The 10947-nt window shown below is 40.7% G+C and carries 7 protein-coding genes; 1 reads left to right on the top strand and 6 read right to left on the bottom strand.

What is annotated here, in order from left to right; all coding sequences use genetic code 11:
• The 3 genes from RM529_RS08230 to RM529_RS08220 form a co-directional block, all read right to left on the bottom strand.
• Positions 1-1301, bottom strand: a 1301-nt coding sequence (locus tag RM529_RS08230; RefSeq protein WP_489752732.1) for a DUF8740 domain-containing protein, incomplete at its 3' end; no start/stop codon positions are given.
• Positions 1302-1305: 4 nt separating this feature from the next.
• Positions 1306-1863, bottom strand: coding sequence for a T9SS type A sorting domain-containing protein (locus tag RM529_RS08225; protein ID WP_311484327.1), 558 nt, complete (start codon positions 1861-1863; stop codon positions 1306-1308).
• Positions 1864-2327: 464 nt separating this feature from the next.
• Complete coding sequence (locus tag RM529_RS08220) at positions 2328-2864, bottom strand: hypothetical protein (protein WP_311484326.1); 537 nt, start codon at positions 2862-2864, stop codon at positions 2328-2330.
• 319 nt (positions 2865-3183) lie between these two features.
• Between RM529_RS08220 and RM529_RS08215 the strand changes: the two genes are divergently transcribed.
• The gene (locus tag RM529_RS08215; RefSeq protein WP_311484325.1) at positions 3184-4332 is read left to right on the top strand and encodes a PQQ-dependent sugar dehydrogenase; all 1149 of its coding nucleotides are present in this window, start codon (positions 3184-3186) and stop codon (positions 4330-4332) included.
• A 285-nt stretch (positions 4333-4617) separates the two neighbouring features.
• Here the strand turns inward: RM529_RS08215 and RM529_RS08210 are convergent, their stop codons facing one another.
• The 3 genes from RM529_RS08210 to RM529_RS08200 all read right to left on the bottom strand — a co-directional run bounded on the left by RM529_RS08210 (position 4618) and on the right by RM529_RS08200 (position 10943).
• Positions 4618-5835: a hypothetical protein gene (locus RM529_RS08210; protein ID WP_311484324.1), complete on the bottom strand. Its 1218-nt coding sequence runs from the start codon at positions 5833-5835 to the stop codon at positions 4618-4620.
• Positions 5836-5876: 41 nt separating this feature from the next.
• Positions 5877-7016 (bottom strand): GAF domain-containing protein, encoded by a 1140-nt coding sequence (locus RM529_RS08205; protein WP_311484323.1) that lies wholly within the window; start codon positions 7014-7016, stop codon positions 5877-5879.
• A 792-nt stretch (positions 7017-7808) separates the two neighbouring features.
• Positions 7809-10943 carry an efflux RND transporter permease subunit gene (locus tag RM529_RS08200; protein ID WP_311484322.1) on the bottom strand — a complete coding sequence of 1045 codons (3135 nt, stop codon included), beginning with the start codon at positions 10941-10943 and terminating at the stop codon, positions 7809-7811.
• Positions 10944-10947: the final 4 nt, after the last annotated feature.

Below are 10947 nucleotides of genomic sequence, written 5' to 3'. Positions count from 1 at the left end.
CTTGAATAAAGCTGAGGTGTTCCAGCCAAATCTTGAAAATTTCCACTGAACAACTCCGGCGTGTTGACCAGATCATTAAAGTCACCACTAAACAGTTCGGGTCTGTTTTCAAGATCCGCGTAATCACCGGAAAAACCTCCCCTCAATTCTCCTAAAGAAATTGTATTACCTCCTGTAATAGAAAGTCGGTCGCCTTCCAAATTAAGCGACTGTACACTTCCTTCAGATCCATTTCTGGTAATCATCAGACTGTCGACCTGATCCTTGGTGTAAATTTCCGGAGTGTTTATTAAATCATAGAAATCTCCACTAAATAGTTCCGGTTTGTTTGCAAGATCTATGTAATTACCCGAAAAGTCATCAGAGCTATCCGTATCCCATCCTTCAAAAGAAATACTGTTTCCTCCGGAAATGGAAAGCTCATTTTGATTAAGGTTTAAAGATTGGGCTACTCCGTCAGAACCTGTATTTGCTACAACCAAGCTATCCACCTGGGTAGTTGTGTATATATTTGGGACATCCTGCAAATCGATATAGCTACCGCTAAAAAGATCAGGTTTATTTTCAAGGTCTGAATAGTTTCCGGAGAAATCATCTGAAGCATCCCGGTCCCAATTCTCAAAAGAAATACTGTTTCCTCCCGAAATTGAGAGCTCATTTTCGGTAAGGGTTAAAGACTGGGTAAACCTCCCTGGACTTTCATCTCCGGAAATAAGCTGTATAATTTCATTTTTTGTGTAAATATCCGGAAGGCCGCTAAGACTGGAATACTTTCCGTCAAAATCATCTGAGTTATCCTTGTCCCAACCTTCGAAAGCCGATTCAAATCCGTCAATATCGGCATCGGAATAATGGTAAAGGTCCACAATCTGAGATTCTGTTACTGTACCTGCAAAATTTTCTGCCGTTTTAGAATGCAACGAATAGGGAACGCTTAACATCTGGCTCACACCGGTTATCGAAAAGTTTCCGCTACCCGTAGGATCCACCTGGGATTCTACGAAGTAATATCCTTTTGCCCAATTAATATTCTTAAAGTTACCCATACTTACTACTCCCGTACCAATTTGAAGGGAAACTAATCCGTTACTATTAGTTGTAGTATAATGTGTTTCTTCATATACAGCCGTACCTTTGGCTGATCCCTGGCGAACTATTATTTTTAAATCAACCTCAGAATTTGTTACAAGAGTATTCGAATTATCCCGAATAACCGCCTGATAACTCATCTTCTCGGGGGCTTGAGCAAAAAGACTGGTGATGGTAAGGAGCAGTAGGGGGAAAATGGGGGTCCATTTCATTGCTTTATCTTTTAATAATTTTTAATGTTTTAATATTTCTGTCTTCCTTAAAAACTTTTAGAATATACATTGCCGATTGCAGGTAATCCGGACTTATTTTTGTTCTTCGATTTTCAAGAGTGCCTAACTTTAGTATCTTTCCATTCATGTCAAAAAATTGATAGTAATAACCTTCATCTTTAAAATTTGCTATTTCAATGATAAAGAATTCCGTCATGGGGTTTGGGTAGGCAATAACCTCGATCTTAAGATCTTTTGGTTGATTCTCGTTAGTTTCCTCGACAGGAGGTTTAATTTCTTCGACAACCGGTGGTGTTTCTTCTTCAGCTTTATCTAAAATAGGTTGCTGAATACCCTCGCTGAGCGTATTTTTTGAATCGTTAAAGGAATGGTAAAATGTCTGGCCAACAGAAAAGGCAACAGAACCACCGCTACCATAAGCATCTCCTCCGGAAGCAGATAAAGAATAGTGATTATGAGTATTCGGATTTTCAGGTTTGGACTCCTGGGCCTCCAAAAAATAAGAAAATAATAAAGTAAGTAGTAGGGGGAAATACTTCATAAGTAGGGTTGGGGGCAGACTGCTTAATCAGATTTTTAATGCAATTATAGTTGTTAAATTTTTGCCAAACATCATAATAAAATCCGATTAAAAAAACGATATCAACGATAAAGTGTATAGACAGGAAATTCTAAAATCATTCTGAATTGAGGAATTCTATGTCGAAATTCCATGATAAGATCTTTTTGTTCTGTTCATTTTGTAAAGAAGAATGCGTTGCAAAAAATGGGAATTAAATAGTAGATAGCCCATTCTGTGGGGACTTTCGGAAATTGAAATGATAAAACCCCACAATGTAGTACATCGGGAAATATATTTTCAGAAAAGGAAAGATGGATTTTTAGGAAGAGGATTTTTCCGAAGAAAATAGTTTGAAAAGAGAAAATTCAGATTTAAATTTTTGTAATCCTAAACTTACACTACTGATAAAGAGAATGGTAACTGTAGTTTTATACCTACATATATTAATATACGTATTTGAAGCTTTTAAGACCAGGAAGAAATTCGTAGCTGACTTCAGAAGTACCGTTTACGCAGTTTCTCACTTCAAGAAAAAAGATTCCAAGCCTTTCCCTGTTATGTTCAAGAATATAACTTCCTGAAAAGTCTTCATGGTAAATTTTGTTAGTGTTCTCAAGAGCTTTTAGCAAACCCTCGGAATGTGGTTGCAGGTCTAATAAGTCACTAAGAACTGTACTCAGCATTCTTTCTTCCTCTTCCCTGCTATCCTCATGAATTACATAAGTGGATATTGGAGTATCATCCTTTTCCGGAAAACTTTGGGGACTGTGAACCAACTTATGCCATGTTTCTTTAAATGAGCTTAGTAAATCATTGCTCACCTTACCTAAAGAAATTCCTGTAGATTTTTGATCTTGTTTTTTGTAGTCTTTTAACCCAGTCTCAGAACCTGATTTTGTTACTTCGACAGCGTTATCTTCGTTTTGTACGAGGTAAGGATCGGGATACGAAGAATGCAAAACTTCAGAATTTTCTTTCATGACTATTACTAATTAGGGTTTAAATATAGTAAAATATAGATTAAGTGCAAGAAATTAAATGACAAATCAGTAATATGTAAGAAAAATAAGTAGGTGGGCATGAGAGGCTTGCAGTGATTTCTTCTGTAAAATCACTAGCATGTTATGTAGCTTTCCGGAATTTGTAAGGCTTGTGGTTATTAATGTTCAAGACATGAAAATGCGATTAATTGCAGGCGTCCAGTTTTCTCTGTAAATGCGTGTTAAGGCTTTGCCAAGTTATTGTGCATATTTCTAACTCTTATTATATTAGGTATATAGGACCAAAAAATATAAAGCTATGATTTTAAAAAAACTGAAAAATTTTAATTTGCACAGTCAAATGATGGTAGGGGCTTTGTTGTTCTTTATATCCTCTTTTTCGGCTTCCGCACAAAAGGGGAACGTAAGAACTGATGCCGGTGACATAAAAGTAGAAGTGCTGGCAGAAAATCTGGATCATCCGTGGGGAATGGCTTTTCTACCCGATAACCGCTTGTTAGTTACTGAACGTGCAGGAGATTTGAGGATTTACGATGAAAATGATAGTATCTCACAACCCATAAAAGGTACTCCGGAAGTATTTAATGTTGGGCAGGGTGGTTTGCTGGATGTAGCACTTGATCTCGATTTTGAGCAAAATAATTACATATATCTTTCTTTTGCAGAGCCGGGACAGGACAGTACCGCATCAACAGCCCTGGGCAGGGGACGTTTTGAAGATAACCAGGTAAAAGATTTTGAGGTCATTTTTAGAATGGAACCAAAGGTAGAAGGTCCCAACCATTTCGGCGGAAGGATTGTTTTTTCTCCCGATGATAAAATCTTTCTTACTCTGGGTGAAAGGTTCAAATTTGATCCAGCCCAGGACAATTCGAGCCATCTTGGTACCGTAATAAGGATCAACAAAGATGGATCGGTGCCGCAGGATAACCCATTTATAGACCAGGAAAATGCGAGGGACGAAATTTGGTCTTACGGTCATCGTAACATAGAAAGCGCGGCTCTAGACCCGGAGAGTGGATTGCTTTGGATTGCAGAAATGGGACCTATGGGCGGTGACGAATTTAATCAGCCAGAAGCCGGCAGAAACTACGGATGGCCGGAGGTGAGCTGGGGTGACAATTACGACGGAACTGAAATTCCGGACCCGCAGCCAAATTCTGAATATGCTGATGCCGTGGTACACTGGACGCCCACCATTTCACCTTCGGGTTTGATTTTTTACACGGGGGGAATGTTTCCGGAGTGGGAAAATAGCGCCCTTATTGGCGGCTTGACAAGTTCGGGAATTGTAAGGATGGATGTAAACGGTGAACAGGCCGAAGAGGTAGAACGTATCCCTCTAAGTACAAGGGTTCGTGATGTTGAGCAGGCTCCAGATGGTTCTGTTTATATACTTACAGATGAAGATAATGGCAAAATTCTGCGTCTAAAAGCTATGGAATAACAGCTTATTGAAGTATAAATTAAGTGGAGATAAACCAACTGCTCATTTTGTCAATTTTCGCTCTTTTGAAGAAAACGCATGCATAAAATACTCCCTGCAGCTGGTGAGCTGTGGGGTTTTTTAATCTGAAGTATTTCTGAAGAAGGCTACTTTTTTTAGATAGAAAAAGTCTTGTTCCGAAAATGGCACTTATCGACCATATGTCCTTCAGAACATTAAAAATTTCTAAAAGAGGCAATTCATTTCCACTTAAAGCTGAACTTTTTCAGTAAAATCTACTAAAAATCAAACTTCATTGTTTCTTGCAGGAGAATCAGCGGGTTTACCTGCTCTTGAAGTGAACTTTTTCTTCCAGATAGTATAGCGGAGCACAATATAGGCCGGTGCTGCTATAAAACCTAAGGCTATACCAAGTAAAAAGAACAGGAAAGTGAGGAATTTGATAAATAATTTCGTCAGGAAAGAACTTCCCTTAGGAATATACCTTCTATACGGGGAAAAGAGGTAGATATTGGCCAATACAGCGCTTGTAAGAAAACCTATAACCGGCACAAAGCCTAGCAAAAATGATAATCCGGCTATTTTATAGAATTTTTTGTCCTGGTTCTTTATAAATTCCTTTACTGTAGGCGACTGGAAGTGGGCGTTACCACAAAAATGGCAATTTTGGAACAGCCTGTTGCTTTCCAGTTTATTTCCGCAGTCGGTGCATTTTCTGTGGGAGATCAGGTTGAGCTGATGCTTCTGAATATTGGAAACAAGTTTTTCCTTTTTTTGACCAAATATGCCTATAGCATAAATTTTAGGCTGGAGCTCTTTGCAATTGACACATTTTACCGCAAATGGCAGGTTTTTCGCTCCGCAATTTGGGCAAACCAGCATTTGTTCTTCAATTTTCCTATCGTGCCTTTTTCTCATAAACAGGAAAAAAGCAATGGCAACGGTATAAAGAATTACCATTAAAATTCCTGTCCAGATAAGTAACAGGAAACCAAAAACCACGAGGCTGTCTTCTATCCAGCTGGTAATACGGCCAATAAAAAGGTTGTCGTCTTCATCTATATCTTCAAGAAAATCGAGGAAATCTTTTCTAACAGTGGCAAGCCAGTGGACCAGCAGTGATCCAAAGGCCAGTAAAATCCAGAGGGGATCAAATGCTGCCCATTGTACTTCCTGAAGGACTTCTACTGAAGTTTCATCCAGAAGGCTCAGGTTTATTGCCAGAAAGAAGATTGGTTTCAGGTAAGTTTCGGCATTCTTTAAGAGGTTGCGAATTTCCGTACTTTTATCGCCTATTATTTCCAACAGGCTCAAAGCGCCCAGCGTTATTAGCACCCAGTCCCTGCTAATAAAAGCTTCTTCCGGGATTGGGGGAACATTTTCCAGCCCGGGGAAATATTCAGGATAAGATAGCAAGAGTGTAGTTAAAAATGCAGGAAGGAATGTTCTTAACGAGAACAAGGGGATTGAGCCAATAATAGTGACAATTTGAACTACAGACATTTTTCTTGTTTAGTATATCTAGCTATAAACGGACTAAGAAATCAATTTTTTTCTGGATAAGGTCGGTTGTCTTCAGGCTTTTCTGAAAAGAACTTCAGCCTTATTTCAGAATAATCATCACTCAGTTTATGCACAAAGGTGTCCATTTCTTCTGAAACCGACTTAAGATGGCGGGTATAAAGTTTTATTTGCTCTTCATTCAACTCTTCAGATTCCAGGGCAGAAGTTAGTCCCAGCATATTTGCCACAGGCCTTCGAAGTACATGAGAAATATCAAAAATTATTTGTTCAAGGGTTTCGATGTATTTTTTTTGAGGTGTAACATCCTGAAAGGTGCCGTACCATACAACTGTACCATCGGGTTTTTTCTCTGGTTTGGCATGGGCACGATGCCACGAAACCTCTTTTCCTGCTGTGCCAATCCTGTATTCAATATCCCAGATCTTTAGTTTTTCGGCAGATTCCTGGAGACTTCTTTGGACCATTTCCCGATCCTGGGGATGCACAACTCCAAAGCAGATTTTGGCATCGACCTTTAACTCTTCGGGATCAAGATTTGGATGTACCTCAGAAATTCCTTTACTAATAAAAGAAAAATAAAGCCGGTCTTCAGGAGTGAGTTCGAGCTGATAGATCACACCGGGAGACAGGTCTGTCAACTTTTTGATCCTGGTAGAACTATGCTCTATAGTGGCATCCTGTCTTCGCATAACTTTCCGGGCTTCAAGATAATCCATTGCCTGTCCAGCCAGTAGCTGTAACATCTTTTTCTGCGTTTCAGTAATTGTTTTCGATTTATTGTCTATAATGCAAAGGGTTCCCATTACATTTCCGTTGGCCGTATGTAAAGGCGCACCGGCATAAAAGCGAATTTTTGGATCTTTCAGGACAAGAGGATTATCTTTAAATCTAACATCATTTAAAGGATCCTCGATCACAAGTACTTCGTTAGGATGGTGCAGCGTGTGAGCGCAAAAAGAATCGGTTCGCGGTGTTTCCGTTTGATTAAACCCTTTATTAGCTTTAAACCACTGGCGTTCTTTATCTACAATAGATAATAGAGAAACCGGGGTGTCACAAATAGCCGAAGCAATTTCAGCTAACTCATCAAGATATTTTTCCGGGGGAGTGTCCAGTATATCTAATTGGCGGACTTCAAGCAGTCTTTCTTCTTCATTCATAAGCAAAGTTTTTGATAGATTAGTGGGGAAAGGGCTTTAACTAAAACTTAAAATTCGATAAGCTAAAATAGAAAATTATCTTTTGTATATCGTAAACTTAAATAAATAAAACAATCTAAAAAAATAATAATATTCTGATAGTCAATTGGTAAGGTATGTAGGACATCTTTTGCAGCAGATTACTTTTTCTTTGTCCTGAACACCTAAAAATTTGGTTTGAATTAATTTTTGTTCCAGAATCTGCTATTCTCGTGCCGATAAATTGATTATAAAAGTTGAAAATAACGAAGAGCCAATCAGCCTTTCAGAAGCTGAATTGCAGAAAAAAGGAGTCGGTTTGGCAAATATTAAGGACCGCCTTAATAATCTCTACTGAAGCAATTTCTTCTTTACCGTGCGTAACAAGGAGATAGTGCGGGAGTGGAAACGATTATAAGTATTCCGCTGAAATAATGCTGCTTTTTATGCTGAAGTGGGTTTTTTCAGTGGAAAGTTGAGCTTTTTCTCGTTTTATGTATAACTTCAGTCGAAAAAATAGAAAAAATCGATCTTCTGAAGCATTTCCGTAGTAAAAACAGGATCAAAAGCTACTATTTACTTCCGAAGAACATCTACAGCCTAAAAAATACCACATTTTTGGTATGGACAAACAGCTTTTTTATTCGGAATTTTACTTTTAACAGAGTAGAGCTAAAATCAGTTTTTTTGATTTTAGTCAATAGCTAAAAATGCCAGTTTTCGACCTTCAGTTTGAGTAGGGACAACCTGATAAAATTAAAGCTGGCTTATTTACTAATAATTTTCAGTGGTAGCAGCTTTGTGTTTCTTTTCGTTTTTCTTCTTCCGTAGCAAAACCTTCGCATCTTCGAGAATAAGGTAAAGGCACGGTACAATTACCAGAATAATGGAGGTGGCGAATATAATTCCGAAGCCAAGGGAGATCGCCATGGGGATTAAATGGTACGCCTGGCTGGAAGTTTCGAGAATAATGGGCGTTAATCCTCCAAAAGTGGTAAGTGTGGTAAGCATGATAGGCCGGAAACGTCGCAATCCCGCTTCGTGTATAGCATCATAAACCGAATGGGTGCCCAGCTTGTTGTTTGCATAATCTATCATAATTAAAGAATCGTTTACCACAACCCCAGAGAGGGCGATAACGCCCATAAGGCTCACCAGGGAAAGGTCGTAGCCCAAAAGGATGTGTCCAATAACTGCACCTACAACACCAAAGGGAATGGCAGATAACACAATAAAAGGTTGCGTATAGCTGCTAAAGGCAACGGCAAGTAATGCGTAAATTATAAGCATCGCCATAGAAAAGCCGCTCCACAGGGTGTCTGTAGATTCCCGCATATCTGCCTGGCTGCCCTCAAAACTCCAGGTAGTACCGGGAAAATCTGCCCTTAACTGAGGTAAAATTTCTGATTGGATCCTGGCCAGCACCCGGCTCACGGCGTTAGAAGGCTCTACATCCATTCCCACATTCACAATCCTGCGACCGTCCCTTCTGTTAATGTTGGTAAAGGCTTCCTGCTGCTCGATAGTCACCACATCCATTAAAGGAACTTCAACCCCCTCTGGAGTACGGACTAAAAATTCCTCGAGGTTCTGGATATCCCGCCGTTCTTCCAGGGGCAGTTTTACCCGCACTTCAATCTCGTTAGTACCGCGAAGTTGCCGCATTGCCAAGGCTCCAAAAAAGGCGTTGCGCACCTGGCGGCCAACTTCATTGGAAGTTAAGCCCAGGTTTCGGCCTTCGGGTAAAAGCTTAAAGTCGTACTGAATTTTTCCTTTGTTGTAATTGTCGTTTACATCGCGGGTATTGCTAAAAGCTTTCATACGTTGCACAAAGGCCGCACTCGCTTGTTCCAGGACTTCAATATCTGCATGGCTAAGATCTATGCTAAGATCCTGCCGGGCACCACCGGGACCACGTTCGGCTTCAAAAGTTATCTGGTCCACGCCTTCTATATCCCCAATATTGTCCCTCCATAAGGCGATAAGTTCTCTTGCCGTCATTTCCCGTTGGTCGGGAGGGCGCATCACAATTTCCACATCTATAAAATTCTGTCCCCGCACATTGGTTTTAATTCCTTCAGCAACCTCGTATAAATTGTGTTTATCAAACATTAGTTGTGTAGATGCTGTAATTTCTTCAGCTACTTTGGCTGCCTGGAAGGGCGTGGTACCCACAGGAAGTGTAACTCCGGCTTCAATTTCATCTGCAGCCACTTCGGGCATCATGATCATACCCATGTGATCGCTGTAACCGTAGCCGCCAACCACCAGAAGAAGGGCGATTGCCGCAGAAAGCGTGATGTAGCGGTACTTTAGGCACAGGTCAAGAAATGGCCGGTAATATTTGTCAATTATCCTGTTAAAACCTTTCGCGAAGGAATCCTGCCAGTTTTCCAGTTTGGCAATCCAGCCCTTGCTCTTTTTTTCTGAAAGATGAGCCAGGTGGGAGGGAAGAATAAACAGCGCTTCCAGTAGTGAAACCGCAAGAATTACAATGACCACTACCGGTAGGGGCCACCAGAATTTTCCATTTTCGCCAGGCATAAAGAGGAGGGGAGTAAAGGCAATTATGGTGGTAAGTATACTGAAAACAACCGGTTTTGCAACGTTTTTTGTCCCTTCTATCGCGGCTTCGATAAAGCCCATTCCCTGTTGCCGGAATTCATGGATATTTTCACCTACCACAATGGCATCGTCTACCACAATCCCCAGCACTACCAGGAATCCGAACATGGAAATCATATTTATGCTCACACCAATCATAGGAAGAAGTATCATCCCGCCAATAAAGGAAATTGCCATCCCCATCATTACCCAAAACGCGAGGCGGTATTCCAGGAAAAGGGTAAGGATCACCAGAACAATGATGATCGCAAGTATTCCATTTTCTGTAAGCAAAGAAAGCCGTTCTTCATAATCCTCGGCACGATTGCTGTCTATACGATATTCCACTCCAGGTGGTAATTGAAAATCTTCCAATATTCCCTGCACAGTTTCAGCAATTTCCAGCGGAGACTGATCTCCAACCCTAAAAATTTCGAGTTCTACGGAAGGGGTTTGATTAAAGTGTCCATGAAATCCTGTTTCTTCAAAACCATCGGTGATTGTTGCGATGTCCTGTAAAGATACCCTTGCTCCGGAAGGGGAGGAGACAATAGTGATATTCCCAAATTCTTCAGCCCATTGTTTACGTTCCTGCATCCTGAGTAATATTTCTCCGGAATGTGTCTCCACGGCACCTGCGGGAACATCTTCACTGGACTGCTCAATAATTCCGGCAACCTGCCCAAGAGTGAGGTTATACTGTCTTAAATTGTGGCGAGGGATTTCTACGTGCGTAACATATTCCGGGACATTTCCTATTTCTACCTGGGTGACTTCAGGATTGCTCAATAACAGGTTACGCAATCGTTCCGCCAGCTTCCGGAGAGTCCAGATGTCGACATCTCCATAAAGTCCAATCTCCATTACATCGCGCTGCCTGGACTGCAGGCTCACCTGCGGCTGTTCAATATCATCAGGAAAAGTCTGGATGCGCCTTACTTCCTGGTCGATATCCTGAAAAGCCTGCATTCGATCTGTACCGGCTACAAGTTCAATCAAAACATTTCCAGAGCCTTCGTTGGCAGTAGAGGTAATTTCCTTAATTCCCTGTATACCGCGTATTGCTTCCTCTACCGGCAGTAATATTCCCTGTTCCACCTCGGCCGGTGCCGCTCCGGGATATACTACATTCACCTCTACATAATCCAGCTGGAACTGTGGGAAAACTTCCTTTTGAATGTTGAACATGGTCCAGATTCCACCTCCTATTAAAATAATCATCAACAGGTTTGCGGCAATGGAATTACGTGCCATAAAAGCAATAGCCCCTTCCTTGCGTGTTTCTTTTTTTTCCGGCTTATCCATAGCA

The sequence above is a fragment of the Autumnicola edwardsiae genome, assembly GCF_031846505.1.
Lineage (GTDB): Bacteria > Bacteroidota > Bacteroidia > Flavobacteriales > Flavobacteriaceae > Autumnicola > Autumnicola edwardsiae.
This window is presented reverse-complemented; position numbering and strand designations above follow the sequence as displayed.

Bases quoted from the DNA above. Each gene is read 5' to 3' on its own strand.
- RM529_RS08225 (WP_311484327.1), bottom strand. From the start codon at position 1,863: ATGAAGTATTTCCCCCTACTACTTACTTTATTATTTTCTTATTTTTTG.
- RM529_RS08200 (WP_311484322.1), bottom strand. From the start codon at position 10,943: ATGGATAAGCCGGAAAAAAAAGAAACACGCAAGGAAGGGGCTATTGCT.
- RM529_RS08205 (WP_311484323.1), bottom strand. From the start codon at position 7,016: ATGAATGAAGAAGAAAGACTGCTTGAAGTCCGCCAATTAGATATACTG.
- RM529_RS08210 (WP_311484324.1), bottom strand. From the start codon at position 5,835: ATGTCTGTAGTTCAAATTGTCACTATTATTGGCTCAATCCCCTTGTTC.
- RM529_RS08215 (WP_311484325.1), top strand. From the start codon at position 3,184: ATGATTTTAAAAAAACTGAAAAATTTTAATTTGCACAGTCAAATGATG.
- RM529_RS08220 (WP_311484326.1), bottom strand. From the start codon at position 2,864: ATGAAAGAAAATTCTGAAGTTTTGCATTCTTCGTATCCCGATCCTTAC.